The organism is Salipiger sp. ABN3_019, assembly GCF_056158605.1.
This window is the reverse complement of sequence record NZ_JBSWTP010000009.1, coordinates 561749-587065: the sequence shown is the minus strand read 5'-3', so window position 1 is coordinate 587065 and position 25317 is coordinate 561749. Positions and strand designations below refer to the sequence as shown.

The following is a 25317-nucleotide window of genomic DNA, read 5'->3' as shown; positions in this document are numbered from 1 at the left end:
GAACTTCGATCAATTCTTGCTAACTCCACCTATCGCGATGCCGCTGCGTGAGCTATCATTGCGGCATAAAAAGAACGAGTGGACAGGCAAGATGTATATTGGCAGGCACTTAATGGTGCTGGCGGCAGTGTTGCTGCTTGCTGCCTGTGGCGGTGGGCAGCCAGAATTGCGGTTCAAGACATACCGTGGTCCGGCAGTGACTCATGTCGTCGTGCATAAGGGCGCGCGGAAGATGTATCTTCTGCATCACGATCAGATCATGAAGGTCTATAACGTCGGCCTCGGGTTCAACCCGGAAGGCGACAAGAAGGTCGAGGGCGACGGCAAGACGCCGGAGGGCCTTTATTTCATTGATCGGCGCAATCCCAATTCGCGCTTCCACCTCAGTCTCGGGATCGACTATCCCAACGCTGCCGACCGCGCCGAGGCCCGGTATCTCGGCAAGAGCCCGGGCGGAGACATCTTCATTCACGGACGTCCGGCCGCCTATCAGAACGGCATCTGGGATTGGACGTGGGGCTGCATCGCCGTGACCGACCGCGAGATGGAAGACATCTATTCGATGATCCGCACCGACAATCCGACACCGATTCTGATCATGCCCTGACACGGGCAGGCGAGGACATCCGACGGGCCGCCCAATGGGCGGCCTTTTTGCTTGCTGAAAAGCCCGGCGCCAAAGCGTCAGCCCTAAATGGCGCGCACCAATGCAAAAGGCCGCCCCAAGGGACGGCCTGTTACTCAATGTGTCGCGGCGCTCAGAGGCGGCTGATCAAAGACCGGCGGTCAGCGTGCCCGGCGTCGGCGCGAGATCCGGTGCGCCCATCACCATGGTCCACCAGATTTTGCCGCCCGGCTCCTGGAACCACGAAAAGCCCATCTCGCGGGCGCTCGGGTCGAGGATGACGTCGCGGGTCGGCGCGTCTTCCATCCATGCCGCGAGGGTCTCGAGCTCCGACTCGTAGGTCTCGGAGATGTTCTCGCCCAGCAGACGGCCCGCGTAGCCGACGCGCTGCACGCGGTCGATCGGCGAGGAGCCGTCCGAGCCGAAGTGCCACGGGCGGTTCTGCACCGACATGTCGCGCGAATGGGTGGCTGCGGCGGCGTTGAGCTTGGAGTTCAGCTGCACCGCGGGCACACCACGCGCCTGACGCAGCGCGTTGACCGAATTGAGCATGTTGTACTCGATCTTGCCGGAGTCCTTCTCGTCGATGCGGTAGACGCGCGGCAGCGGCTTGCCATCCGGGCCGAGTTGCGGCGGTGCCACCGACGACGCACAGGCCGCCGCTAGGAATCCGGAGGAAAGCAGGAGAAACGTGCGTCTGTTCATGTTGGCTGGCCTTCGCGTCCCACGTGTTTTGCTATTGCGTTCACCACATAGCCCGCCGGGGGCATCGGATCAAACCCACATGCATGTGATCGCCGATACACACTGCCGTTTGATTTGCGACTGCGGCCACGCCGCCATATCATGGGGAACCTGTAGCGGCTCTCGGACGTAGGTCTGGCGAGCTGTCAAAAGCATATTTCACTAACGTGGCTCGAGAGGACAATCACGCCATGGCAAAGACTCCATATTCGCGTCGCGCCTTCCTTGCCGGGTCGGCTGCGCTTGCGGGGGCGGCGGCGAGCCCGGCGCTCGCACAGAGCTACAACGGGTCCGGCACGGTTGAGATGGAAGGCGATATCTCGAAGATCATCCGCCACAACATCTCGAGCTTCCGCACGCTCGACTGGCAGCCCTACTTCAGCAACCTGAACAAGGGCGCGGTGCTGGTCGATATTTCGTCGCGGGCTCTGCACTTCTGGGAACAGAACGGCACCTATCACCTTTATCCGTCGTCGGTTCCGCTGACCGACGATCTGACCCGCAAGGGCCGGACGCAGGTGGTTCTGAAAGACCCGAGCCCCGATTGGCGCCCCACGCCGTCGATGAAAGAGCGCAACCCCGAGTGGCCCGATTACGTGCCGCCGGGCCCGGACAACCCGCTTGGCACCCGTGCGCTGCACCTGAGCTGGACCTACTACCGGATCCACGGCACGCATGACACGCGCAAGATCGGGCGTCGCTCGTCGAACGGCTGCATCGGCCTTTACAACGAGCACATCGAGGCACTTTACGAGATGGCTCAGGTCGGGACGCAGGTGTTGCTGATTTGACCACAGGGAAAGAAGCCGAAAAAACTGATCATTAACTTGGGTTTGCAATATCGGCGGATTACTGCTTAGACATTGTGCACGAGGTAAGTCTTGGAGCTTGCCGTGGACAATTTTCAGACGACCGCGGCAGGCGTTTATCTGGAGGATAATATGAAAAAACTCGCACTCGCCGCCGCGCTCGCAGCTTCCGCAACTTCGGCAATGGCCGGTTCCTACGCCAAGGATGACGTGGTCATGGAACCCGTCGTCGTGGTCGAAGAGACCCAGGCATCGTCCTCGTCGGCTGGCATCGTGATCCCGCTGATCCTGCTCGCCGTCGTGGCAGCTGCCGCGTCGACCGACTGACCCTAAGTTACGGCTGATAAAGGAAAAGGCGGCGCATCTGCGCCGCCTTTTTCTATGTCTTGCTATGGGTTGCGGCGCTGCGGCAGGCGGTGATCCCGCCGCGCCGCGCGCTCGCGCTTACTTCAGCCAGCCCTGCAGGTTCTCGTCGATCACCGTGCTCAGCGCTTCGATATGCGCGGCATCATCGTTGAGGCAGGGGATATAGGTGAACTCTTCACCGCCCGCATGTTCGAAGCTCTCGCGAATCTCTTCGTTGATCTCTTCGAGCGTTTCGATGCAATCGGCGGAAAACGCCGGGGCGATCACGGCGATGCGCTTCTTGCCCTCGTCCTTGGCGATCCGCGCGACCTCTTCCACCGTGTAGGGCTTGAGCCATTCTTCGGGGCCGAAAACCGACTGGAAGGTGGTGCGGATCTCGGTCTTGTCCCAGCCGAGCCGCTCGCGCAGCAGCCGCGTCGATTTCTGGCACTGGCAGTGATAGGGATCGCCCTGCATCAGATAGCGTTTGGGCATCCCGTGGTACGACACCACGAGCATCTCGGGCTTTTGCTCTTTCGCGGCATAGGCACGTTCGACCGATTGCGCCAGCGCCTCGATATAGGCCGGATGCTCGAAATAGGGATCGACGACTCGGGCGGTGGGCTGCCACGGCTCGTCCATCAGCGCCTTGAAGAAGGCGTCATTGGCGGTGGCTGAGGTCGCGCCAGCGTATTGCGGGTAGAGCGGGAAGAACAGGATCTTGCGGCAGCCCGCCTCGGTCATCGCCTTGACCTTGGATTTGGTCGAAGGGTTGCCGTAGCGCATGCAGAAATCGACCATGACCTGATCGCCGTAGCGTGCCTTCATCGTCTCGGCGATGGCGGCGGTCTGCGCCTTGGTGATCGTCATCAGCGGGCTCTCGCCCAGCTCTTCGTTCCAGATCGATTTGTAGTTTGCGCCCGAGGAGAAGGGCCGTTTGCTCAGGATGATCAGCTGCAGCAAAGGCTGCCATTTCCACTTCGGATAGTCGATGACGCGCTGATCCGAGAGGAACTCGGACAGGTAGCGGCGCATCGGCCAATAGCTGTAGTGATCGGGCGTGCCGAGGTTGGCGAGCAGGATTCCGACTTTTTCGCGTGGGAGCGCCGGGTGGTCGGCGGGGGCCTGGGCGGGACGGATCGGGCCTGGGGTCATGTCGTTCATGCGTTCTGTTCCCTCAAAGTCACGCGCTAGGTAACGCGAATTTAGAATGATTCAATCCTTAAGCGGGGTTTCCCTCGCACCGAGCGCGTCAGCGAGACGATGCGCCGCACTTCCCGGGCGCAGCGGCTTTTGTTGGCTCTCGTCGGGTGCCCAGCCGGTCAGCGTGACAAGTTCGAAGGTGGCGCGCAGCCGACCGTCCTCGCGGGCGTAGGTTTCGGCGTAGATCTCGGCGGCGCGCAGCAGCACCGCGCGGCGGGTGGGGCGGCGCAACCGGGCACCAAGCGCGTTGCTCTCTCCCATGCTGCGCAGATCGCGCATGAGGTGCAGCGCCGAAGAATAGCTGACGTCCAGCGGCAGGGAGTTGGCCACCGGCAGGGCAAGCCCCGCGCGCTGCAGCAGCGCGCCCAGATCGCGGATCTCGCCCATCGGCAGGACGCGGGGCGAAAGCCCGCCGCTGATCTCGATCTCGGCCTGACCAAGCGCGGCGCGCAGTTCCGCCAGCGTTTCGCCTCCGAAAGCCAGCGTGATGTTCAGCCCGTCGGCACTGAGCGCGCGGCGGCATTGGATCAGTTGGCCAACCGGGTCGTTGGCCCAATGCAGCGCCAGCGCGTGGATCACCAGATCATGCGCGCCGACCTCCAGATCAAGCACATCGTCATCGGGGATGATCTTGGCGCCGGGCAGCAGACCCTGCCAGACCTCGGGGTAGGGGGTGACGATGGCCGGAGATTTGAACTCTCTATTAACCATCATGAGCCGATCCTGCGCTTCGTCGCGCGCGGCCTCATGCAGGAACAGCGCCCTGCGCAGATCGTCCGAACGGCGCGCGCGGGCCCGGTGCTGCGCAAGCGCGGCGCGGTCGATGAGCTGCGGGGCCGGTCTGTCGGTCGGGCGATTGGGCTGGCTGGACATGAAAGGTTGATAGGATGCGGCGCGAGCACTTGCAAACCTTGATGCGCGGCGCGCTGGCGCTGGTTTATCCGCCGCGCTGCCTGCTCTGCGGCGGGCTGGTCGAAAGCGATCACGGGCTCTGCGGGCCGTGCTGGCGCGACACGCCCTTTCTGGGCGGGCTTTGCTGCGATCTCTGCGCCGCGCCGCTGCCGGGGCACTCGCAGCAGGCCGAGATCTGCGACAGCTGCCGTGCAGAAGGCAGGCCGTGGGCGCATGGCAGCGCGGCGCTGCTGTATCGGGACAATGGCCGCAAGCTGGTCCTGATGCTCAAACATGGCGACCGCCATGATATCGCGCGCCCCGCCGCCGTCTGGATGGCGCGCCGCCTGCAGGGGCGCGTGCCCAATGATGCGCTGGTGGTGCCCGTGCCGCTGCATCTGCGCCGCCATCTGCGCAGGCGCTACAATCAATCCGCGCTGCTTGGCGTGGCTCTGGGCCGGCTGCTGGGGCTGCAGCACGTGCCGGACGCGCTTTTGCGCCGCCGCGCTACCCCGTCGCTCGATGGCAAGGGGCGCGACGCGCGGTTCGCCACATTGGAAGGCGCGATTATCGCCGACCCGCGCAACCGCGTCCCGCTCAAGGGCCGCAACGTGCTGCTGGTCGATGATGTGATGACCTCCGGGGCGACGCTTTCCGCAGCGTCTCTGGCCTGCAAAGAGGCAGGGGCGGCACAGGTCGTGGTCTCGGTACTGGCGCGCGTTGCAAAGGATACCTAAATCCCTGAAAGATGGGCTGCCAGTCAGCCGGAAAGGGAAACGCGTATGAAACCGATCGAGATCTACACCACCCCCACTTGCGGCTTTTGCGTCGCCGCCAAGCGGCTGCTGAACCAGAAGGGTGCAGAGTTTACCGAAATCAACGTCGCCGCCGAACCCGAGCGCCGCGCCGAGATGACCCAGCGCGCCAATGGCGGGCGCACCGTGCCACAGATCTTCGTGGGCGAGACCCATGTGGGGGGCTGCGACGAACTTTACGCCATGGAACGTGCGGGCAAGCTCGATCCGCTGCTCGCTGGCTGATAGAGGCGGGAAATGACAAAGGCATCGCTGCATATCAGGCCGCCGGCCCTTCCGGCGCAGACCCCCGCAAGCGGGCGTGCGGTGCCGTGCAAGTTCGGCGTGGGGCGGGCGGTATGAGCTCGCCCGCCGACGCCCTCGCCATCTCGCTGTTCAGCGAGTTGCTGACCGCTGACCAGCTGCTGCGCAACCGGCTGACCCGCGTGCTGCCGAACCGCATGGAAATCTCGCATTTCTCGGTGCTCAACCACCTCGCAAGGGTGCAGGGGGAACGCAGCCCGGCGCAGTTGGCGCGCAGCTTCCACGTGACGCGCGGCGCGATGACCAACACGCTCACCAAGCTCGAGATCGCGGGCTATGTGCACATCAGGCCCGATTGGGACGATGCACGGCGCAAGATGGTCTCGATCAGCCCCGCCGGCAACCGCGCCCGCGAGGCGGCGCTGGCGGCCATGGCGCCGGTGATCTCGGAAATGGTGCGCGATCTGGGCGCCGACAAAGTGCGCGCGGCGCTGCCCGTGCTGCGCGAATTGCGCCTCAAGCTCGAGGCCGACTGACCCGCCTCGCTGACCTTGGGTCATGGTTTATGTGGAAATTCGCCGAAAAACTATGCAATCTGAAGGTGACCCGGCAGTGCCTGTTCACCTTTTCTTAACCTAGCGTCAGATTTCTCGCCTCCGGGTCCGCCTATTCGAAAGAATAGGGCAGCGACATATGGAGGCCGGAATGAGCACTGCCAGCAAGAAACTCTCTTTGACGACCAAGGTGATGATCGGCATGGGTGCCGGTTTCGCATTGGGGGTCATCCTCAACCTTCTGCAGATCGGCTGGATCAACGAGCATATCGTCGGCGGCTTCTTCGGCATGGTGGGGCGCATGTTCGTCAATGCCCTGCAGATGCTGGTGGTGCCGCTGGTGTTCTTCTCGCTGATCTGCGGCGTGGCTGGGATCGGCGACATCCGCATTCTTGGCCGCGTCGGCGGCAAGTCCTTCGGGCTCTATTTGCTGACCACCGGCACGGCCATCGCGGTGGCGATCATCATCGCGCTTCTGGTGGCACCGGGCAGCGGCTTTACCATCGAGGGCGTGGACACCTCGGGCGTGACCGGCAAGGAGGCCCCAACCGTCTGGGAGACCTTCGCCGCCATCGTGCCGCGCAACCCGGTCGCGGCCTTCGCCAGCGGCGAGATGCTGCAGATCATCTTTTACACCATCATTCTGGGCATGGCCGCGCTGATGCTGGGCGAGCGTTCGACAGGGTTCGTCGACGCCTGCGAATACATGAACGAGCTGATGATGAAGGTGGTCGAGGTTGTCATGGCCTTCGCGCCCTACGGCGTCTTCTGCCTGATCGCGAAAACCTTCACCGAACAGGGCATCGGGCTTTTCCTTCCGGTGATCACCTATGTGGCGGTTCTGGTGGGGGCGCTGCTGCTGCATCTGCTGGTGACGCTGATGCTGTATCTCAAGGTCTTCTCGGGCCTCGATCCCATCATGTTCATGAAGAAGATCCGCCCGGCGCAGATCTTCGCCTTTTCCACCGCCTCGTCCAACGCGACGATCCCCGTGACGCTGCGTGCGGTGACCGAGCGGATGGGGGTCAACAACTCCGTTGCCTCCTTCACCGTGCCCTTCGGCGCGACGATCAACATGGACGGCACGGCGATCATGCAAGGCGTGGCCACGGTGTTTCTGGCCAATGTCTACGGCATCGACCTTGGCGTCGGCGGCTATCTGACGGTGATCGGCATGGCGGTTCTGGCCTCCATCGGCACCGCGGGTGTTCCCGGCGTGGGCATGGTGATGCTGACCATGGTGCTGGGGCAGGTGGGTCTGCCGATCGAGGGCATCGCTCTGATCCTCGGCGTCGACCGTCTGATGGATATGATCCGCACCGCGGTGAACATCACCGGCGACGCGGTGGTCACCGCGATTGTCGCCAAGACCGAGGGGCAGGTGGATATGGATGTCTACCGCGATCCGACGGCGGGTGTGGTGATCGACGATCTGCACATCGACCCCGAGGCCGAGGCCGAGCTTGCGGCCCACGCACGGCGCCCGGCGGAGTAAGGACCCGGCGGAGTAAGGAAGCGTACAACACGAGCCACGCAGCGCCTGCCCGCCCTCCGGGCAGGCGCTTTTCGCTTTGTTAGGGTCGAAATCTGGCCTCAGCTCTCGGGCTTCAGCGCCGCCGTGACGTAGTTCACCGTCAGGTCCCGGTCCGAGATCGACCAGCGCCAGCTCACCGGGTTGAAGACATAGCCCTTGCGGTCCACCGGCGTCAGCCCGGCCTTGCGCATGAATTCGTAAAGCTCGTCCGGCGTGATGAACTTGTTCCACTCATGCGTGCCCTTGGGCAGCCAGCGCATCACCCATTCGGCACCGACGATGGCCATGGCAAAGCTCTTGGCGTTGCGGTTGATCGTCGAGCACAGGTGCAGCCCGCCGGGCTTCAGCAGCGCGCAGCAGGCATCGAGATAGGCCTGCGGATCGGCCACATGCTCGACCACCTCCATGTTCAGCACCACGTCGAACTGCTCGCCCGCTTCGGCCAGCGCCTCGGCAGTGGAGAAGCGGTAGTCGATCTCCAGCCCCGACTGTTCGGCATGGGTCTGCGCCACCGGAATGTTGCGCTCGGCGGCATCGACGCCGACGATCTCGGCCCCAAGACGGGCCATCGGCTCACAGAGCAGCCCGCCGCCGCAGCCGATGTCGAGGATGCGCAGCCCTTCGAAGGGACGCGGCGCGGAAAGGTCGCGATCATACTCGCCCGCGATCTGCGTCGTGATATAATCGAGACGCACCGGGTTCATCATGTGCAACGGCTTGAACTTTCCGTTCGGGTCCCACCATTCTGCCGCCATGGCTTCGAACTTGGCGACTTCGGACGGATCGACGGTCAGGGTCATATTTTCGGTATCCCGTTTCCTTTTGGGCTCAACAGCCAATATAGAGGTTCCATGGACAAATACCCGGGCCAAAAGAGCGCAGTGCAACATCTCTATCCCGCGATCGACCCGTTCGACCAGCGCATGCTCGACGTGGGCGACGGGCACAAGCTCTATGTAGAGCAATGTGGCAATCCGTCAGGGATCCCCGTGATCGTGCTGCACGGCGGCCCCGGTGGCGGCTGCAGCCCTGCCATGCGCCGCTATTTCGATCCCGACGTCTACCGCGTGGTGCTGTTCGATCAGCGCGGCTGCGGGCGCTCCACGCCGCATGCCAGCGTCGAGAACAACACCACCTGGCACCTCGTGGCCGACATCGAGCGCATTCGCCAGTTGCTCGAGATCGACAAGTTCGTCGTCTTCGGCGGCAGCTGGGGTGCGACGCTCTCGCTGGTCTATGCGATCAGCCACCCCGAACGGGTGCGCAACCTCGTGCTGCGCGGCGTCTTCATGATGACGCAGGCCGAGCTCGACTGGTTCTACGGCGGCGGCGCGGGGCATTTCTGGCCCGAGACATGGGCGCGTTTCGAGGGGCTGATCCCTGAAGCGGAACGCGGCGATCTCATCGGCGCCTATCACCGGCGGCTGTTTTCGGGCGACCTGCGCGAAGAGGTGCGCTTTGCCCGCGCGTGGTCGAGCTGGGAGAACGCGCTGGCTTCGGTCTATTCCAACGGCCATGGCGGCGAGGCTCCGGCGGAATACGCCCGCGCCTTCGCGCGGCTGGAAAACCATTACTTCGTCAACGCGGGCTTCCTTGAGGAAGACGGCTGGATCCTCAACAACGCCGATCGCCTGCGCGGCATCCCCGGCGTCATCGTGCAGGGCCGCTACGACATGATCTGCCCGCCGCGCCGCGCGTGGGAACTGTCGCAGGCCTGGGCCGGGGGCGAGCTGCGGATGATCCGCAACGCCGGTCACGCGCTTTCCGAACCCGGGATCAGCGCCGAGCTGGTGCGGGTGATGGACCAGATCGCCTCGCTCGACAGTCTCGCCAGCGGCTTTGGATCCTGAGCGGGGGCAGCGGCGGGGGCGGCGCGTCCGCTCTGCCTGAAATCCGCGCGCGCTGCGCTGCGCTGTCGCAGGTTTGACCGCACGGCTGTTGCACCAAGGCTGGCAGAGGTGCAGAGTGCTGAGCGCAAGTTTCACCCGCCTCAGGAGCGCCGCCGCCCATGACCGTCATCCGCCGCCGCCGCGTGCTGCAATCGGCCCTCGCCGCCGCCGTCCTCGGCGCGTCGGGTCTGGCTGGCGCAGGGGCCGTGGCGGGGGCGTCGCGCGGCGGCTATTTCCGCGCCGCGCTCGGCGGGGCGCGCGGCACCGACAGCTGGGACGCGCGCATCCACACCGGCAGCTTCATGGCCGCCGCGGCGCAGGGCGCGGTCTTTGACACGCTGACCGAAGTGGGCGCCGATGGTGCGCTGCGCGGCGAGTTGGCCACCGGCTGGCGCGCCTCCTCCGATGCCCGCGTATGGACCTTCGACCTGCGCCCCGGCGTGCGCTTCCACAATGGCAAGCCCTTTGGTGCCGAAGACGTGCTGGCCTCGCTGGCGCTGCACCGCGACGCCGCATCCCCGGCCCGGCCCATCGTGGCCGAGATCGACGAGATGCGCGCCACCGCACCGCATCAGGTCGAGTTCACGCTGGCCACCGGCAATGCCGATTTTCCCTATCTGATGGCCGACTATCACCTGCTGATCTACCCCGCCGGGCAGATCACCGAGGCGATGACGCGCGGCATCGGCACGGGCCTCTACCGGGTCGAGCGCTTCGAGCCCGGCCGCCGGTTCATCGGCCGCCGCGTGGCCGAGCACTATAAGGACGGTCGCGCGGGCTGGTTCGATGGCGTGGATTTCCTCGCGCTGAACGATCCGCAAGAGCGGCTGGAGGCGCTGCGCTCGGGCCGTGTCGATGCCATCGACCGGCTGCCCGCCGCCGAGGTAGCCGCTCTGCAGGCCGAGCCGCGCTTCACGGTCCAGAGCCTTGCGGGCAACCAGCACTATGGCTTTGCCCTGCGCACCGATCTTGCGCCCTTCGCCGATCCGCATCTGCGGCAGGCGTTGAAGGCGGCGGTGGACCGCGAGGCGATGGTGGCAGAGGTGCTGCACGGCCATGGCCGCATCGGGCAGGACAGCCCGATCGGTCCCGCCAACCCCTATTTCGCCGCGCTCGAGCCGCAGGCGTTCGACCCCGAGCGCGCGCGCTGGCATCTGGCGCAGGCGGGCCATGAGGGCGCCGTGCTGCCGATGCTGGTGTCGGAGGCTGCCTTCGACGGCGCGGGCCGTGCTGCCGAGCTTTACCGCGACAGCGCCGCGCAGGCGGGCATCACGCTCGATCTGCGGGTGCTGCCCTCGGACACGCAATGGCCGCGCGACAGCGCCGGGTTCCGCGCCGGTGGCTGGTCTGGCCGCGCCACCGAGGATTGGGCGTTTTCCACCGTGCTCACCGAAGGCGCGCCGTGGAACGCCACGCGCGGCGGCAGCGGGCGCTTCGGGCAATTGCTGCGCGAGGCGCGGGCCGAGTTCGACAGCGCCCGCCGCGCCGAACTTTACGCCGAGATGCAGCGGCTCAGCCGCGACGAAGGCGGGCTGATCCTGCCGATGTACGCCAATCACCTGCAGGCGCATTCGGCCCGCATCGCCACCCCTGCGCGCGTTGGCGCCATGCGCGCGATGGACGATTCGCGCATGGCTGAACGCTGGTGGATGGCCTGAATTAGAGCCTGTGGCGCGCGCCCTTAGCCCAGTTCAGAGCTTGTCGTCGTAATCCGACACCAGCAGGTGCAGCGGGGCCACGTCTTCCTCGATCTGCGAAAACCGCCCCAGCGGCTCGGCAAAGATATTGTCGGTCAGATCGTCGTTCACCGTCGAGACCTCGCCGATCAGCACGTCGCTGCCCTCGCCCCAGAAGGCGTGCCAGGTGGTCGGAAAGAGCGTCACCGACTCCCCCGGCGCCAGCTTTAGAAGGCCGCCCGCGGGCAGGCTGCGCTCCATCCCGTCACAGAGCACCGTGACCTGCGCATCGCGGTCGATCTCGCCCTCCGGCGTGGCCGCGAACAGCTCCAGCACCAGCGTGCCGCCGCCGCGGTTGATGATGTCCTCGACCTTGAGGTCGTGGCGGTGCATCGGGCTCAGCTGGTTCTGGCGCGAGATCATGATCTTCTCGGCGTAGAGCATGGCGCTGCGCTGGCCGAGATCGCTGCTGAGCCCGTTGCGGGTGGTGAAGAGAAAGAGCCCAAGCTCATCGAATTTCCCGCCGCCGTAGTCGGTGACGTCCCAGCCCATGCGCCGGCGCTTGATCTCACCGTGCTCCGAGGCCTTCAGCCCCTCCGGGGTGAGATAGGCGAAGGGCGGCAGCGCGTAGCCATGGCTACGGATGAACGCCTCGCTGGCGCGCAGGATCTCATTGACGTGGGAGCGTTTCATCGCGGGTCTCCTCCTTGCGGTGTTGGCGCGAAGATACCCGCCACCGGGGAGATGCGGTAGAGGCCGGACGCCTCCGGCGGGCGTATTTGAAAAAGAGAAGAAGGAAGGACCGCGCCCTGCTTCTTCTCTTTGAAAATACGCCGGGGGGTGTGGGGGGCTGGCCCCCCACTGATAGGCGCGGTGTGGGGGCTGGCCCCCCACGGATAGGCGCGACGCGGAGGGCTGGCCCCCGCGCGCCTGTCTTACAGCACGTAGCGGCTGAGGTCGGTGGAGCGGGTCAGCTCGCCGAGGTGTTTCTCGACGAAGGCCTCGTCCACGGTCACTTCCGTGTCCGGCTGGTCGGGGGCGGCGAAGCTCAGCTCCTCGAACACCCGTTCCATCACCGTGTAGAGCCGCCGCGCGCCGATGTTCTCGACGCTCTCGTTGACCTCTGCGGCGATTTTCGCCAGCGCGCTGATGCCGCCTTCGGTGAAGGTGACGGTGACCTTCTCGGTGGCCATGAGCGCGGTGTACTGGCGCGTCAGCGCGTTGTCGGTCTCGGTGAGGATGCGCACGAAGTCTTCCTCGGTGAGCGCCCGCAGGTTCACCCGGATCGGCAGGCGGCCCTGCAATTCGGGCAGCAGGTCCGACGGCTTGGCGATGTGGAAGGCACCCGAGGCGATGAAGAGGATGTGGTCGGTCTTCACCGGGCCGTGCTTAGTGCTGACGGTGGTGCCCTCGATCAGCGGCAGCAGGTCGCGCTGCACGCCCTCGCGGCTGACGTCGCCGCCGCGGGCTTCCTGCCGCGCGGTGACCTTGTCGATCTCGTCGAGGAAGACGATGCCGTTCTGCTCCACCGCCTCTAGCGCGGCCAGCTTCACCTGCTCGTCGTCGAGCAGCTTGTCGGCCTCTTCGCTGATCAGCACCTCGTAGCTTTCCGCCACGGTCATCTTCTTGCGCGTGGTGCGCCCGCCGAAGGCTTTGCCGAAGATGTCGCCGAGGTTCATCATCCCCATGTTCTGGCCGGGCTGGCCGGGGATCTCCATGCCGGAGAAGGGCGAGGCGGTCTCGGCCACGTCAAGCTCGATCACCGTGTCGTCAAGCTCGCCGGTCTTCAGCTTCTTGCGGAACATCTCGCGGGTGCCCTCGCGGGCGTCCTCACCGGCGATGGCCGACAGCACGCGCTCCTCGGCGTTCTTATGCGCCGCGGCCTTCACGTCCTCGCGCATCCATTCGCGGGTCTGGGCGATGGCGGCATCCATGAGATCGCGGATGATCTGCTCGACGTCGCGGCCCACGTAGCCCACTTCGGTGAATTTCGTGGCCTCGACCTTGATGAAGGGCGCGCGCGCGAGCTTGGCGAGGCGGCGCGAGATCTCGGTCTTGCCGACGCCGGTCGGCCCGATCATCAGGATGTTCTTGGGATAGACTTCGTCGCGCAGATCGGCCGAGAGCTGCTTGCGGCGCCAGCGGTTGCGCAGCGCCACGGCCACGGCGCGCTTGGCGTCCTTCTGGCCGATGATGAACCGGTCGAGTTCCGACACGATCTCGCGGGGGGTCAGGTCTGTCATGGTCGTCCTTTCAGGCTCTGTCTCAGGCTCTGTTTCAGGCTCAGTTTCAGGCCGAAATGGTTTCAACGGTCAGCTTGCCGTTGGTGTAGACGCAGATGTCGGAGGCGATGGCCATGGCGGTGCGGGCGATCGTCTCGGCGTCGTCTTCATAGGCGTAGAGCCCGCGCGCGGCGGCGAGCGCGAAATTGCCGCCCGAGCCGATGGCGGCGATGTCATGCTCGGGTTCGAGCACGTCGCCGGCGCCGGTGATCACATAGAGATCCTTGCCGTCGGTGACGATCAGCATCGCCTCGAGCTTCTGCAGGTATTTGTCGGTGCGCCAGTCCTTGGCCAGTTCGACGCAGGCGCGCTGCATCTGGCCGGGCGACTGTTCGAGCTTGCCTTCCAGCCGCTCGAGCAGGGTGAAGGCGTCGGCGGTGGAGCCTGCAAAGCCGCAGACCACCTCGTGACCGCCGGGGGCGATGCGGCGCACCTTGCGCGCGGTGCCCTTGATGACGGTCTGGCCGAGGCTCACCTGCCCGTCACCCGCGACGACCACCTTGCCGCCCTTGCGGACGCCGATGATCGTGGTGCCGTGCCAGCCCGGAAATTCCTGATCGGACATTGTCTTTCCTTTCATGCTGGGCGCCATATGGGGGCTGGAACTTCCCCTCGCAAGGCGCTGCCGTTGTGGGGGCAGATAGCGCAGGGGGCAGGCAATGGGAATGATCGCGGGGGATTTGACGGCTTCGGCGCTGGCGCAGTGGCCGTCTCTTGCGGGGCAGATCGGGCTGTCTGCCGCTGCGTGGCGCGCGGTGCCGCTGGCCCGGCGCGAGGATGCGCGGGTGGCACGGGTGCTGTTGCGGATGATCGGGCCGGACGGGCGGCAACTGGTGCTGAAACATCAGGCGCGCCCGGTCGATCCGGACAAGTTCGAGACGCAGATCGCCGCGCATCTGGCCGCGCAGGAAGGCTTTGCCGAGGGCGTGCCCGCGCTGCTGGCGGTCGATCTCGAGGCGCAGGCCAGCGTGATGGACTATGTCGCGGCAGAGCCGCTCTCGACGCTGCTGGGCGGCGCGCCGCTCGCGCAGCAGGCGGCGCTGTTGCGGCGGGCGGGGGCGTGGCTTGGCAGCTATCACCGTGCGCTGCCGGGCGAGGCGCGCGTGTTCCAGCCCAAGCACACGATCCGCTTTCTGGGTACGGTGATGGAGGAGGTCGCCACGGGCGCGCGGCAGGTGGGTAAGCCGGAGCGCTTCCTTGCCTGCGCCGAGGCTTTACGCGCAGAGCAGGCGCGCTTTGAGGGGCGGCAGACGCTGACCGCGCAGACCCATGGCGATCTGCACATGCGCAATCTCGTGCTGGACGAGGCGCGCTGCTGGGGGCTCGATTTCGCTGGCGGGCGCGTGGTGCCGGTGGGCCATGACATCGCGCGGCTGCTGACCGATTACGCCATTCTGCATGCGCCCAAGGAGGCTATTGCGGCGGGCGAGGTGCTGCCCGGCGCCGCGCTGGCGGGGTTTTTCGAGGGATACGGGCTGGTGGGCTCAGATGACCCTTCGGTACAGCTTTTGCTGCGCAACCGGGTGTTGGCGGAATGGTGGGGGCTGCCCGCGCGCGCCGAGGATCGCGGGCTGGCGCAGGCGCGGCGCTGGGCCGGGGTACAGGCGCTGGCCGAGCGGGTGTTCGGGCCACTGAGGTAGGCGCGTGCAAGGGCCTCCGGCGGGAGTATTTGTCGAAAGATGAAAGCTGGTGGCGAGCGGTGCAAAGAAAAATGCGCCCCCGCTTGGGAGGCGCAATTTACGTTGAGGAGAGTTGACAATCCCATTGAGGCGACGCGGGACGGGTAAAACTATTTTTGTAATGCTCGACGTCGAAAATTAACGAACATTAAAGATTTTCGGAGCATTTACATGCATGATCAAAATGCATGATGAAATTGAGTGCTGAAAACATGCCGACATTTGCGAGTTTCGTTGTTGATGCCCTTAAAGAAGAAAAGAAGCATCTTACCGCGCGCGAGATTGCCTTACGAATCTTCGAAGTCCAGAAGTCGTGGTGTCGAGCCAAGATGGCGTCGAGCTCGGTTATAGAATCGGAGGAACAACTTATTAGAAGTCTTGCTGCAGGTGTAGGTGCTCAACGCCCCGCAATACAACGTCGCCACCCTGAAGTAAAAACCACAACCGATCGGCCGAAGAAGTACTATTGGAGCGACCAGCCTTGTGAGGAAGAGGTCGAAAATCCAAATTCTTATGCGGAGGCTGCGCCGCTTCAAGAGGCGAACTTGTATCCCGCTCTTGTCTCATATTTATATTTTGAGTTGGGTGTGTTCAGTAAGCGGATCGATGAGCGGAAATCTAGTAACATACTTAAAAGAGGAGGTAATAAATGGCTTCACCCAGACCTGGTAGGGATGGGAAGCTTGTTTATCTCTTGGGGAGGAGATGTCCAAAGTCTCGTGAAGGAAACGTCTCACCAGTATGCAGACCTCTGGTCCTTTGAAGTCAAGTTGAAACTAGACCGCGGCAACCTTAGGGAGGCCTATTTTCAAGCAGTGTCCAATTCCTCGTGGGCAAACTTCGGCTATCTCGTGGCTGGTGAGATTGTAGGAGATGATACAATGTCTGAGCTTCGCATGTTGCATGGCCTTCATGGCATCGGAGCGATTCAGTTGAACTCGGAAAATCCATCTGAGAGCCAAATCATAATTCCATCTAAGGAACGCAAGGACATCGACTGGGCCACTTGCTCTCGGGTCTCTAAAGAAAATAGTGATTTCCGAAGTTATCTGGAAACGGTTCGCCAATTCTACCAGACGGGAGACCCTAGAGAGGAGCGATGGGATAGCCCTCCAGAGACGATCAATTGAACGAGCTTGAAGCCCACGGTTGTCAACACAAAATGCGCCCCCCGCTTGGGAGGCGCATTTTCTGTCTCGCGATGCAGGGAGGGCTCAGATCAACTCGTTGATCCAGCTCTGCAGCGAGGCCTTGGGGGCCGCGCCGGCGCGGTTCGAGATCACCTGACCGTCCTTGAAGATGAACAGCGCGGGGATGCCGCGCACGCCCATCATTGCGGCGGTGTTGGGGTTCTGGTCGACGTCGACCTTGGCAACCTTGATCTTGCCTTCATACTCGGCGGCCAGCTCTTCCAGAGCCGGGCCGATCTGCTTGCAGGGGCCGCACCACTCGGCCCAGAAATCCACCACAACGGGGATGTCGGAGTTCTTCACTTCTTCGTCGAAGGTCGCGTCGGTGACGGGGACGGTGGCCATTGGGGTCTCCTTGCGGGTTTGGCAGCTTTATCGCTCGGAGCGCGAAGGTAGGCACGCCCCGGGGAGTCGTCAAGTTGGCGTAGTTCTGGCAAGCGCGGCAGACACAAGATCGTGTGGCAGGACCATCAGCTCCTGCGTCGCGGTCCAGATCAGCCCGGTCTCGATGCTGCGCCCGGGAAAGACCTGCGTCAAGGCGGCGGCATAGGCCCCCATCTGGCGCAGCAGCCCATCGGGCACTTCCGCCGCGGCGCCGGGCACGGTGCGGTTCGATTTGAAGTCGAGCGCGATCACCTTCTCGGGCGTGACCAGCAGCCGGTCGATGACGCCATGGATGCGGCCCACAGGCTCTATTTCGGCAGATATCGGCACTTCGGCCAGCGCCTCGCCCTCGAAGATCGCGCGCAGCGCCGGGGCGGCGAGCACGGCGAGCGCTTCTGCGGCGACGCTCTCGGTGTCTTCGGGCAGATCTTCGGCGAGGGTCAACACATGCGGCAAGGCCTCGGCCCGGGCGGCCTCGGGCAGCGGCGCGAGATGTTCGAGCAGCAAGTGGAGCACGGTGCCGCGCAGCTTGGCCTCTTCCTCGTCGAGCCCATCCATGCCCGACAGCGCCTTGGCGCCGCCGAGGTCCGAGGGCGAGCGGCTTTCGGGCAGGGGGTCGGGCTTTTGCGCCGGGACGCTCAGATGCGGCGGCAGTTCCGGCAGCACCGGCACCTGCGCCTCGACGCGCTCGAAGGGCAGGTGGGACCAGTCGGCCTGACCGAGTTGCAGACCCTCGCCCGTGCCCCAGCGGCCAAAATCATAGCCGGTGCTCTCGGCCCCGGCGCGCTCCATGCCCTGTTGCACCTGATCGAACCACGCGCTGCCGTCCTTGCCGAGGTTGCCGGCGGCGGCGACCACCAGCCATTTCTCGGCGCGGGTGAGCGCGACGTAGAGCAGCCGATCCCGCTCGCGCTCGGCGGCGGCCTTGGCACGGTCGAGCGCCTCGGACTGCACCTGTGGCTGCGATGCGGCGCTGGATTGCCAGACCATGCCCGAAGCCTCACCCTCGCCCGAGGGCAGCAGGCGCTCGCGGATGGTCTTGGTGGGTTGGGCGCAGTCGGGCAGGATGACGATCGGCGCCTCAAGGCCCTTGGAGCCATGCACCGTCATCACCCGGATGCGGGCCCCGGCGCTGTCGGGCGCGCGTTTGATCTCGAGATCGTCGGACTGCATCCATTCGAGAAACCCGGTGAGCGAGGGCACGGTGCTCTGCTCGAAGGCCAGCGCCTGTTGCAAAAGCGCGTTGATCCCGTCCTCGGCCTCTTCGCCCAAACGCCCGAGCAGCTTCTGCCGCCCGCGATGCCGGGTGAGGATGCGCTCGATCAGATCATAGGGGCGCAGGAAGTCGGTCTTGCCGAGCAGGTCGTCCATCACCTGCAGCACGGCGGGAAACTCCTCGCGCCGCTCACGCAGGGCGACCCAGAGGTAGCTGCCCGGCTTGCGAGTGTGGGCGAGGTCGAAGAGCGCCTTCTCGGTCAGCCCAAAGAGCGGCGAGCGCAGCGCGGTGGCGAGCGAGAGGTCATCCTCGGGCGTGGCGAGGAAGGCGAGCAGCGCGCCGATGTCCTTCACCGCCAGTTCCGACATGACCTTCAGCCGGTCGGCCCCGGCGATGGGCAGGCCGCGCGCCTTGATGGCGCGGATGATCTCGGTGAAGAGCGTGCCGCGGCGGCGCACGAGGATCAGGAAATCGCCCGCATGGGCGGGGCGGGCCTTATACTCCCCGGAAAAGCCGATCTCGACGGGCAGCGGTGTGCCGATGGTGTCCGCGATGAACCCGGCGATGCGATTGGCCAGCACCACCGTGTGATGCTGCGCGCCGATGCGGTCCACCGGTTCGAACCACTCGGTGTCGTCCTCTTCGTCCTTCACCGGCGAGATATGCGGCCAAAGATCGACCCGGCCCGGCATCTCGGATTTGAACGCTTTGTGTCTCTGATCCGGGGAAAACCCCAACTCTTCGCGCCCCTCGAAGGTGGCATCCACCAGCTTCAGCACCGGCCCGGCGGAGCGGAAGGAATACTCCAGCATCATGCGCGAGAGCGGCGCGTCGGTGTCCTTCAACCGTTCGGCGAAATCGTCGCACATGCGGTCGAACTCGCGCGGGTCGGCGCCTTGGAACGAGTAGATCGACTGTTTCTTGTCGCCCACCACAAAGATGGTCCGCCGCACGTCGCCGCGCGCGCCCTCGCCGGCGGTGAACTCACGGGCGAGCCGTTCGATCACCTGCCATTGCACCGGGCTGGTGTCCTGCGCCTCGTCCACGAGGATATGGTCGATGCCGCCGTCGAGCCGGTAGAGCACCCAATCCGCGACCCGGTCGTCGGCCAGCAGGTCCCGGGCGCGGATCACCAGATCGTCGAAATCGAGCCAGCCGCGCAGCATCTTCTCCTGCTCGTACTCGGGCAGGAAGACCTGCGCGAAACGGTGCAGGGTGATCTCGCGCTTCACCGCATCAAAGGCGAGGCGGCTCTCACGTGCGGTTTCGACCCGCTCGGCGAGTTGTTCCAGCTTTGGCCAGTCGGGGCCCATCGCCTCCTTGCTGGCCTTGGTGGCCATGCGGCTGCTGACCGTGCCCTTTTGGGTCAGAAGCGCGTCTTCCAGCGCCAGCATCCCCGGCACGTCCGGTCCGGTGAAGCGCTCCAGCTTCTTTGCGGCGGTCTGGTCGGTGCTTTTCCCGGCCTTGAGGATCGGCAGCACGCGGGCGATCAGATCGCTTTCGCTGCCCAGAAAGACCTGCGACAGCACGTCATCCTCGTCCATCTCTTCGGGCAGGCCGTAGAGCGCGCGAATGTCCTGAGGCGCGCGCGGTGGCAGAAAGGCGGATTTGCGCGAGCAGAGCTCGGCCAGCAGCGATTCAGGCTCTTCGCCAAGGAAAGGCGCCATCGCCTCGACCAGCGGCGCGTGCCGCTCGGCCATGCGTTCCAGCACCTCGGCGCGCAGCATCTCGGCAGAACGGTCCTCCATCTCGGTGAACTGCGGCGAGACCCCGGCCTCAAGCGGAAAGCGCCGCAAGAGGCTCGCACAGAACGAGTGGATGGTCTGGATGCGCAAGCCGCCGGGGGTCTCGATGGCGCGGGCAAAGAGCGTGCGCGCCTGCCGCAGCCGTTCGGGCGGCAGCGCGCCCTCGAGCCCCAGCTGGCGAAGCTCGGCGATCAGCGCATCATCATCCAGCATCGCCCAAGCGCCGAGGCGGCGGAACAGGCGGTTCTGCATCTCGGTGGCGGCGGCCTTGGTGTAGGTCAGGCACAGGATGTGCTCGGGCAGCACCTCGTCGAGCAGGAGCCGCGCCACCCGGTCGGTGAGCACGCGGGTCTTGCCCGAGCCCGCGTTGGCGGCGAGCCATGTGGAGGCATCCGGGCGGGCCGCCTCAACCTGCTTTTCGCTGGCCTCGTTGCGGCTCATTCCAGCATCTCCCGTTCGGCGGCGTCGATCACATCCCATTCGCCGAAGCGCGAGAGGTGGTCATAGTTGGAAAAATCATTCTCGCTGAGCATGGCGGCGCGGGCGGTATAGCCACGATCGGGCTCGAACCAACGGCCCATCAGGGTCTCGAACTGCGCCCAGACCTTCTGCGGTGGCACTTCGTCCAGCGGCGCCTCCACCTCGTTCGGATTGGCCGAAACAGAGACGAACACGGCGCGTTCGGCATGGCGCGGGTGCAGATTCTCGAAGGCGCCGCGCTCGACCATGGCGGCCTCGAGCAGCAACTGCTTGTCGAAGTTCTTTTGCTGCGCTGCGGTCGGGGCGGCGCCGGTCTTATAGTCGTAAAGATGCGCGTTGCCGCGCTCGTCGATGTCGATCCGGTCGGCGGTGCCCTTGAGCGTGAAGCCAAGCGCCGGGATGTCGCTGCTGCCGCGGACCTCGAAATGCACCGGGCGGGCGAGCGCCTGCCGGGCCTTTTCTGTCCGCACGAACCACTCGGCGATGCGCCCGATGCGCGCCTGCCAGACGTGGCGGGTGACCGGGAAGGGCAGCACCTCGGGATCGCCGATCACCTCCGCCGCCTTTGTGCGCAGCGCCTCGGGGCTCAGAAGCCCCGGATCAGAGACGGTTTCGCGCACGTATTCCTCGAACACCTGGTGAATGAGGATGCCCCGCAGCAGCGCATCGGGCGCGCGTTGCAGCGGGTTGAGCGGGCGCAGCCGCAGCACGCGCTTGGCGTAGATCGAATAGGGGTCGCGGATCAGCGTCTTGATCTCGGTGACCGACAGCTGGCGCGGACGCGCCGCGACCGGCGGCACCGGCGAGGGGCGGGTGGCGGAGGGCGTTCTGATCGGCGCTTCGACCTGTCGCGCCAGCGCCAGCCAGTGGCGACCGCGCTTTTGCATGTCTTTCAGCGCCTCGGGGCCGTGGCGGGCGGGCAGGCCGTTCATCAGGTTCATCATGCGGTTGACCCAGCGTGCGGGCACCGTCTCGGCATCGTCGGATTTCAGCGCGCGGGTCAGCCAGACCTCTTGCGCCGCCACCGCCTGCTGGAAGTCATGCGCCGCCAGACCGATGCGCCGCTCGGGCAGCAAGAGACCCGCCTTGTGCCGCATCCGGCGGTTGAGCCAAGGGTCTGCGCCGGGGATTTCCGGCCAGCTGCCCTCATTCAGCCCGCCGAGGATCAGCAGGTCGGCGCCCATCACGCGCGCCTCCAGCGTGCCCCAGATCAGGATGCGCGGGTGCGGCGCGTCGCGGTCGCGCAGCTCGCCCTGTCCCAGCACCGCGCCGAACAGGTCGGCATAGTCGCGCGCCGACAGGTCGGTGCCATGGGCGGCCTCGCCCTCGAGCGTTTCGACCACCTGCCGCGCCTTGCGACCCGCGCCTTCTTTCCAAAGCTCCGACTCGCCCATCTCTGGACCCGCCGCGATCGCCTCGGCCCGCGCGCGGTGATGCGCCAGCCAGTCGGCCAGCGCGCGTTTGCCGCTCACCGGCGGATGGCAGAAGGTTTCGGCGACCCAGACGGCCCAGTCGGGAAAGCCTGCGGCCTCGCCCCATGCGGTGATCAGATGCGCCTGCGGGAAGGGCCAGCTTTGGTCGCGGATATGGAGTTCCAGCTCGCGCGTGGCGCGCAGGTGGTTGTTGCGCTCCGAGCCGCTGTGGGTCAGCGGGTGTTTGAGCAGCGACAGCAGGCTCTCGGCGGTCAGGTCGCGCTGGAACAGCGCCGCCACTTGCCGCAGGAAGCGCCCCGGCGGGGTCAGCTGCAGCGGGATGCCGGCGCTGTCGTCGGGCAGGATGTCCCAACGGTCGAGCGCGGCGGTCACCTGCCGCGTCAGCATCCGGTCGGGGGTGATCAGCGCGGCGGTCACACCGTCCTCGGCGGCTTGTCGCAGACGCAGGGCGATGGCCATCGCCTCTTCGCGCTTCGAATTGGCCTCGAGCAGGGTCACATCCTGCGTCGCCTCGGGCAGATCGGGCAGATGCACGCCTTCCGAGCGCCATTGATCGGTGACCGGCGCGGGGCGCAGGGCAAGCGAGACCAGCTTGTTGCGCGCGGGGCTGGGGGGCTTTGTGCCCTCCCAATGCGGCAGGGTGGTGGGATCGAGCGCCAGTTCGTGCAGCAGCCGGGCAAAGCGGAACTGCGGATGGTCCTCGCCCGAGAGCGCGTCGGTCAGCCCGCCCCAAACGGGGCCCGGCATGTCGAAATCATAGCCCGGCAGCACCAGCGCGCCCTGCGGCAGCTTCGAGACCGCGCACATCAGCCGGTGAGTGCCCCCGCGCGAGCCGGTGGACCCGGCAAGGATGATCGGATGCTCGGGCGGGCGCTCTTCCCAGCTTTTCAGTCTCTGTTCCAGCGCATATCGGCGGAACGCGATGGTGTCCGGCGCTTCCTCGCCCTGCTCGAAATAGCGCTGCACGATGTTCAGGAAGCTGAGCGCGCGCTGCCAGTGGCCGGACTCGTCGCTGACGTCCAGCGCGGCGATCTCGTCGGGCGAGACGCCCTCGTCCTGCATCTCGTCCATCAGCGTCGCAAGACTGTCGGCCAGATCGAAAAGCGCGGCGCGGGGGGCAAGATCGGGCTGGGCATCGAGCAGTTTCGACACCAGTCCCGTCAGCTCCAGCCTGCGCCGCAGCGGCGGCACAGGCGCGGGCAGATCGCGCAGGGCAGCGGGGTCGGCCATATCTGTCAGCAGCCGGATGCGCGGCAGCAAGGTCGCGGGGCCCTGATCGAAGATCGCCTTCACCCGCCGCGCCATGCGGCTGGTGTTGAGGATCAGTTCGACCTTGGCCATCTCCTCGGGCGGGCGGCCCTCCATGCGGGCCCGCAGCCCGGCGACCAGCGCGGCGGGGAAGTCGACGCCGCAGGCAAGGCCATAGACGCGGGGGCCCTCGATAGGCTCGAACAAGGCGGATTCAGACATATCGGGCCAGCATCTCTTCGGCGAGGGTGATGCCCTCGGGGTGGCCGACATCGGCCCAATGGCCGGGATAGCTCAGCCCGTGCAGGCGGCCCGCGTCGTTCATCCGGTTCCACAGCAGGTTCAGCGAAAAGACATCCTCGGGGATCTCGGCCAGCAGCTCGGTCTTGAGGATCTGCGCGCCAGTGTAGACGTGATCGCCCGTTCGGCTAAGCTGCCCGTCGCCGGAAATGGTGAAATCGCCGCCGCCCTTGCGGCCCACGGCCCGGCCCAGCGGCACGCAGAGCAGCAGCGCGTCCATGCGCGCCGGATCCCACGCCTCGGCCAGCAGGCGCAGCGGGTTCGGCCCGGCCCAGACCGCGTCGGTGTTGAGCGTGAAGACCGGATCCTGCCCCAGCAGCGGCAGCGCGTGGCGCAGCCCGCCGCCGGTGTCGAGGATGTCGGGCCGCTCGACAGAGACGTGCACCCCCGTCCCGGCGAGATGCGCCTCGACCTGTTCGGCGCGGTAATGGGCGTTGACCACGCGGGTCGGCAGATGCGCGCAGAGCGCCAGCGCGTGATCGAGCAGCGGCTTTCCGGCCACATCGATCAGCGGTTTCGGACGGTCCGCGGTCAGCGCACCCATGCGGGTGCCGAACCCCGCGGCAAAGAGCATGACGGCGTCAGGCATCAGGATTTCAGCCTTTCGAGGATCGCAGGGGTCGGCGCGGGCAGCGGCGCCAGCAGGGCGCGCAACTCGGCCAGCGCGGGATGCGCCAGATCGGTCTGCAGATGCGCCCAGACCCGGGGGATCAGGTCGATGTAATGGGGTTTGCGGCGGACCTGCGCCAGCCGCGCGAAGACGCCGAGGATGCGCAGATTGCGCTGCGCGCCAAGCAGCGCCAGCGCGGTGCGGAAGGGCGCCTCGGGCGTGCCGGTTTCCGCGATATAGTGACGAATGCAGGCTTGGGCGGTGTCTACCGATACATCGCGCCGCGCGTCCTCGATCAGCGAGATCAGATCATAGGCGCGGTGCCCCTGCAGCGCGTCCTGAAAGTCCAGCAGGCCGGCGCGGGCGGCACCGTCGCGGTCGGGCAGCCAGAGGATGTTTTCGGCGTGATAGTCGCGCAGGATCATCACGTCGGTCTCTGGCGCGTGGGTCTCGATCAGCGCGTGCAGGCAGGCGATGGCGGCGTCGCGGGCGGCGGCATCGACGGGCGCGCCAGCGCGGGCGGCATAGACGTCGAAGGCCAGATCGGTGATGCCCGACAGATGCGCCGCATCCGCCACCGGAAGATCGGCGGGGGCCACATGGCGGTGCAGGGCGATGAGCGCGTCGGTTGCGCAGAGATAGAGCCGCTTTTCGCTCTGCGGATCGGTGGCGAGCCGGGCGATGAGACCGTCGCCAAGGTCTTCGAGCAGCAGCAGGCCGGGGGCTTCGGCCTGAACCTGCGGCGCGCTCAGCCCGAGCGATGTGAGGTGCCGCGCCAGCCGCGCAAAGAGCGCCACGTCGCCGTCGGGGTCTTGCATCAGGATGGCGGTTTGCCCGCCCATCGACAGGCGCGTGTAGCGGCGGGTCGACGCATCCCCGGCGAGCGGCTGCGCCGCAGCAGCCTCCCACCCGGCGGCGCGCAGGAAATCACGCATCGAGAGCCTCCAGCAGCGCATCCCAGCGCGGGTCTTGCCAGCTCAGCGTCACCCGGCGGCTGTCGTCGCCGGTGACCTCGAAGCTGAGCGACAGCGCGGCCTTGGGGGTCAGGTCCTCCAGCCGGTCGGGCCATTCGACGAGGCAGATCGCCTCTTCGAAGGCCTCGGTGAGGCCCAGTTCGACCACTTGGTCGGGGTCGGAGAGGCGATAGAGATCGGTGTGCCAGAGCTCGCCCGTGGGCACGTCGTAGACCTGCACCAGCGTGAAGGTGGGCGAGGGCACATCCTCGGGCTCCTCCTGCAGCGACTGGATCAGGCAGCGGGCGAAATGGGTCTTTCCGGCGCCGATGCCGCCGTCGAGCAGCAGCACGTCGCCGGGACGCAGGCGCGGCGCAAGCGAGGCGGCCAGCGCGCAGGTTGCGTCGGAAGAGGGCAGGGACAGGGCGCGGGTCGTCATGGCGCGAAGATACCTTCGCCAGCCGCACGC

At 65.9% G+C, this 25317-nt stretch carries 24 protein-coding genes; 11 read left to right on the top strand and 13 right to left on the bottom strand.

Annotated elements, in window-relative coordinates:
- Positions 1-37: 37 nt before the first annotated feature.
- Complete coding sequence (locus tag ACXAD2_RS10895; RefSeq protein WP_475169782.1) at positions 38-607, top strand: L,D-transpeptidase family protein; 570 nt, start codon at positions 38-40, stop codon at positions 605-607.
- Positions 608-772: 165 nt separating this feature from the next.
- Here the strand turns inward: ACXAD2_RS10895 and dalA are convergent, their stop codons facing one another.
- Positions 773-1330, bottom strand: a complete 558-nt coding sequence (gene dalA / locus ACXAD2_RS10890; RefSeq protein ID WP_475169780.1) for a divisome-associated lipoprotein DalA — start codon at positions 1328-1330, stop codon at positions 773-775.
- A gap of 230 nt (positions 1331-1560) precedes the next feature.
- On the opposite strand from dalA, the gene ACXAD2_RS10885 reads away from it, so the two are divergent.
- Positions 1561-2160 (top strand): L,D-transpeptidase, encoded by a 600-nt coding sequence (locus ACXAD2_RS10885; protein ID WP_164178504.1) that lies wholly within the window; start codon positions 1561-1563, stop codon positions 2158-2160.
- Between the two features lie 150 nt (positions 2161-2310).
- A complete protein-coding gene (locus ACXAD2_RS10880) occupies positions 2311-2505 on the top strand; it encodes a ferrochelatase (RefSeq protein ID WP_066106836.1) in 195 nt (64 codons plus the stop codon).
- Between the two features lie 117 nt (positions 2506-2622).
- Here the strand turns inward: ACXAD2_RS10880 and hemH are convergent, their stop codons facing one another.
- Together hemH and ACXAD2_RS10870 are read right to left on the bottom strand one after the other, a co-directional pair.
- Complete coding sequence (gene hemH / locus ACXAD2_RS10875) at positions 2623-3687, bottom strand: ferrochelatase (RefSeq protein WP_475169775.1); 1065 nt, start codon at positions 3685-3687, stop codon at positions 2623-2625.
- Positions 3688-3738: 51 nt separating this feature from the next.
- Positions 3739-4599: a methyltransferase domain-containing protein gene (locus tag ACXAD2_RS10870; protein ID WP_475169772.1), complete on the bottom strand. Its 861-nt coding sequence runs from the start codon at positions 4597-4599 to the stop codon at positions 3739-3741.
- A 41-nt stretch (positions 4600-4640) separates the two neighbouring features.
- Between ACXAD2_RS10870 and ACXAD2_RS10865 the strand changes: the two genes are divergently transcribed.
- The 4 genes from ACXAD2_RS10865 to ACXAD2_RS10850 all read left to right on the top strand — a co-directional run bounded on the left by ACXAD2_RS10865 (position 4641) and on the right by ACXAD2_RS10850 (position 7724).
- Positions 4641-5354 carry a ComF family protein gene (locus ACXAD2_RS10865; protein ID WP_475174825.1) on the top strand — a complete coding sequence of 238 codons (714 nt, stop codon included), beginning with the start codon at positions 4641-4643 and terminating at the stop codon, positions 5352-5354.
- A gap of 45 nt (positions 5355-5399) precedes the next feature.
- Complete coding sequence (gene grxC / locus ACXAD2_RS10860; protein WP_164178510.1) at positions 5400-5657, top strand: glutaredoxin 3; 258 nt, start codon at positions 5400-5402, stop codon at positions 5655-5657.
- A 113-nt stretch (positions 5658-5770) separates the two neighbouring features.
- Complete coding sequence (locus ACXAD2_RS10855; protein WP_066103357.1) at positions 5771-6211, top strand: MarR family winged helix-turn-helix transcriptional regulator; 441 nt, start codon at positions 5771-5773, stop codon at positions 6209-6211.
- A gap of 169 nt (positions 6212-6380) precedes the next feature.
- Complete coding sequence (locus tag ACXAD2_RS10850) at positions 6381-7724, top strand: dicarboxylate/amino acid:cation symporter (RefSeq protein WP_475169768.1); 1344 nt, start codon at positions 6381-6383, stop codon at positions 7722-7724.
- A 98-nt stretch (positions 7725-7822) separates the two neighbouring features.
- Here ACXAD2_RS10850 and ubiG read toward each other — a convergent pair whose 3' ends face one another.
- Complete coding sequence (gene ubiG, locus ACXAD2_RS10845) at positions 7823-8563, bottom strand: bifunctional 2-polyprenyl-6-hydroxyphenol methylase/3-demethylubiquinol 3-O-methyltransferase UbiG (protein ID WP_066103351.1); 741 nt, start codon at positions 8561-8563, stop codon at positions 7823-7825.
- 51 nt (positions 8564-8614) lie between these two features.
- On the opposite strand from ubiG, the gene pip reads away from it, so the two are divergent.
- Together pip and ACXAD2_RS10835 are read left to right on the top strand one after the other, a co-directional pair.
- Positions 8615-9613: a prolyl aminopeptidase gene (gene pip / locus ACXAD2_RS10840; RefSeq protein WP_475169766.1), complete on the top strand. Its 999-nt coding sequence runs from the start codon at positions 8615-8617 to the stop codon at positions 9611-9613.
- A 158-nt stretch (positions 9614-9771) separates the two neighbouring features.
- Positions 9772-11310, top strand: a complete 1539-nt coding sequence (locus ACXAD2_RS10835) for an ABC transporter substrate-binding protein (RefSeq protein WP_475169763.1) — start codon at positions 9772-9774, stop codon at positions 11308-11310.
- Between the two features lie 33 nt (positions 11311-11343).
- Here the strand turns inward: ACXAD2_RS10835 and ACXAD2_RS10830 are convergent, their stop codons facing one another.
- From ACXAD2_RS10830 to hslV, 3 genes are all read right to left on the bottom strand, one after another.
- Positions 11344-12021: a D-lyxose/D-mannose family sugar isomerase gene (locus tag ACXAD2_RS10830; RefSeq protein ID WP_475169760.1), complete on the bottom strand. Its 678-nt coding sequence runs from the start codon at positions 12019-12021 to the stop codon at positions 11344-11346.
- Between the two features lie 242 nt (positions 12022-12263).
- Entirely contained in the window at positions 12264-13571 is a 1308-nt protein-coding gene (hslU, locus tag ACXAD2_RS10825) for an ATP-dependent protease ATPase subunit HslU (protein WP_224902055.1), read from the bottom strand.
- A 46-nt stretch (positions 13572-13617) separates the two neighbouring features.
- The gene (gene hslV / locus ACXAD2_RS10820) at positions 13618-14175 is read right to left on the bottom strand and encodes an ATP-dependent protease subunit HslV (protein WP_066103337.1); all 558 of its coding nucleotides are present in this window, start codon (positions 14173-14175) and stop codon (positions 13618-13620) included.
- Positions 14176-14269: 94 nt separating this feature from the next.
- Here hslV and ACXAD2_RS10815 point away from each other — a divergent pair, with 94 nt between their 5' ends.
- Positions 14270-15250 (top strand): aminoglycoside phosphotransferase family protein, encoded by a 981-nt coding sequence (locus ACXAD2_RS10815; protein ID WP_475169758.1) that lies wholly within the window; start codon positions 14270-14272, stop codon positions 15248-15250.
- Positions 15251-15477: 227 nt separating this feature from the next.
- Entirely contained in the window at positions 15478-16419 is a 942-nt protein-coding gene (locus ACXAD2_RS10810; RefSeq protein WP_475169755.1) for a COG2958 family protein, read from the top strand.
- A gap of 84 nt (positions 16420-16503) precedes the next feature.
- Here the strand turns inward: ACXAD2_RS10810 and trxA are convergent, their stop codons facing one another.
- From trxA to tsaE, 6 genes are all read right to left on the bottom strand, one after another.
- Positions 16504-16824 carry a thioredoxin gene (trxA, locus tag ACXAD2_RS10805; protein WP_475169752.1) on the bottom strand — a complete coding sequence of 107 codons (321 nt, stop codon included), beginning with the start codon at positions 16822-16824 and terminating at the stop codon, positions 16504-16506.
- A gap of 69 nt (positions 16825-16893) precedes the next feature.
- Entirely contained in the window at positions 16894-20265 is a 3372-nt protein-coding gene (gene addA, locus ACXAD2_RS10800; RefSeq protein WP_475169750.1) for a double-strand break repair helicase AddA, read from the bottom strand.
- On the bottom strand, positions 20262-23207 hold the full coding sequence (gene addB, locus ACXAD2_RS10795) for a double-strand break repair protein AddB (protein ID WP_475169747.1): 2946 nt from the start codon (positions 23205-23207) through the stop codon (positions 20262-20264). The genes addA and addB overlap by 4 nt, the downstream gene beginning before the upstream one ends.
- Complete coding sequence (locus tag ACXAD2_RS10790) at positions 23200-23874, bottom strand: nucleotidyltransferase family protein (RefSeq protein WP_475169745.1); 675 nt, start codon at positions 23872-23874, stop codon at positions 23200-23202. The genes addB and ACXAD2_RS10790 overlap by 8 nt, the downstream gene beginning before the upstream one ends.
- Positions 23874-24830: an aminoglycoside phosphotransferase family protein gene (locus ACXAD2_RS10785; RefSeq protein ID WP_475169743.1), complete on the bottom strand. Its 957-nt coding sequence runs from the start codon at positions 24828-24830 to the stop codon at positions 23874-23876. Before ACXAD2_RS10785 ends, ACXAD2_RS10790 begins: the two co-directional genes overlap by 1 nt.
- The gene (tsaE, locus tag ACXAD2_RS10780; RefSeq protein ID WP_224902037.1) at positions 24823-25287 is read right to left on the bottom strand and encodes a tRNA (adenosine(37)-N6)-threonylcarbamoyltransferase complex ATPase subunit type 1 TsaE; all 465 of its coding nucleotides are present in this window, start codon (positions 25285-25287) and stop codon (positions 24823-24825) included. Before tsaE ends, ACXAD2_RS10785 begins: the two co-directional genes overlap by 8 nt.
- Positions 25288-25317 lie beyond the last annotated feature (30 nt).

Bases quoted from the DNA above. Each gene is read 5' to 3' on its own strand.
- dalA (WP_475169780.1), bottom strand. From the start codon at position 1,330: ATGAACAGACGCACGTTTCTCCTGCTTTCCTCCGGATTCCTAGCGGCG.
- ACXAD2_RS10815 (WP_475169758.1), top strand. From the start codon at position 14,270: ATGGGAATGATCGCGGGGGATTTGACGGCTTCGGCGCTGGCGCAGTGG.
- ACXAD2_RS10865 (WP_475174825.1), top strand. From the start codon at position 4,641: ATGCGCGGCGCGCTGGCGCTGGTTTATCCGCCGCGCTGCCTGCTCTGC.
- addB (WP_475169747.1), bottom strand. From the start codon at position 23,207: ATGTCTGAATCCGCCTTGTTCGAGCCTATCGAGGGCCCCCGCGTCTAT.
- ACXAD2_RS10785 (WP_475169743.1), bottom strand. From the start codon at position 24,830: ATGCGTGATTTCCTGCGCGCCGCCGGGTGGGAGGCTGCTGCGGCGCAG.
- ACXAD2_RS10830 (WP_475169760.1), bottom strand. From the start codon at position 12,021: ATGAAACGCTCCCACGTCAATGAGATCCTGCGCGCCAGCGAGGCGTTC.
- ACXAD2_RS10895 (WP_475169782.1), top strand. From the start codon at position 38: ATGCCGCTGCGTGAGCTATCATTGCGGCATAAAAAGAACGAGTGGACA.
- trxA (WP_475169752.1), bottom strand. From the start codon at position 16,824: ATGGCCACCGTCCCCGTCACCGACGCGACCTTCGACGAAGAAGTGAAG.
- ACXAD2_RS10870 (WP_475169772.1), bottom strand. From the start codon at position 4,599: ATGTCCAGCCAGCCCAATCGCCCGACCGACAGACCGGCCCCGCAGCTC.
- ACXAD2_RS10885 (WP_164178504.1), top strand. From the start codon at position 1,561: ATGGCAAAGACTCCATATTCGCGTCGCGCCTTCCTTGCCGGGTCGGCT.
- addA (WP_475169750.1), bottom strand. From the start codon at position 20,265: ATGAGCCGCAACGAGGCCAGCGAAAAGCAGGTTGAGGCGGCCCGCCCG.
- hslV (WP_066103337.1), bottom strand. From the start codon at position 14,175: ATGTCCGATCAGGAATTTCCGGGCTGGCACGGCACCACGATCATCGGC.
- ACXAD2_RS10850 (WP_475169768.1), top strand. From the start codon at position 6,381: ATGAGCACTGCCAGCAAGAAACTCTCTTTGACGACCAAGGTGATGATC.
- grxC (WP_164178510.1), top strand. From the start codon at position 5,400: ATGAAACCGATCGAGATCTACACCACCCCCACTTGCGGCTTTTGCGTC.
- ACXAD2_RS10835 (WP_475169763.1), top strand. From the start codon at position 9,772: ATGACCGTCATCCGCCGCCGCCGCGTGCTGCAATCGGCCCTCGCCGCC.
- hslU (WP_224902055.1), bottom strand. From the start codon at position 13,571: ATGACAGACCTGACCCCCCGCGAGATCGTGTCGGAACTCGACCGGTTC.
- ubiG (WP_066103351.1), bottom strand. From the start codon at position 8,563: ATGACCCTGACCGTCGATCCGTCCGAAGTCGCCAAGTTCGAAGCCATG.
- ACXAD2_RS10790 (WP_475169745.1), bottom strand. From the start codon at position 23,874: ATGCCTGACGCCGTCATGCTCTTTGCCGCGGGGTTCGGCACCCGCATG.
- ACXAD2_RS10880 (WP_066106836.1), top strand. From the start codon at position 2,311: ATGAAAAAACTCGCACTCGCCGCCGCGCTCGCAGCTTCCGCAACTTCG.
- hemH (WP_475169775.1), bottom strand. From the start codon at position 3,687: ATGAACGACATGACCCCAGGCCCGATCCGTCCCGCCCAGGCCCCCGCC.
- pip (WP_475169766.1), top strand. From the start codon at position 8,615: ATGGACAAATACCCGGGCCAAAAGAGCGCAGTGCAACATCTCTATCCC.
- tsaE (WP_224902037.1), bottom strand. From the start codon at position 25,287: ATGACGACCCGCGCCCTGTCCCTGCCCTCTTCCGACGCAACCTGCGCG.
- ACXAD2_RS10855 (WP_066103357.1), top strand. From the start codon at position 5,771: ATGAGCTCGCCCGCCGACGCCCTCGCCATCTCGCTGTTCAGCGAGTTG.
- ACXAD2_RS10810 (WP_475169755.1), top strand. From the start codon at position 15,478: ATGATGAAATTGAGTGCTGAAAACATGCCGACATTTGCGAGTTTCGTT.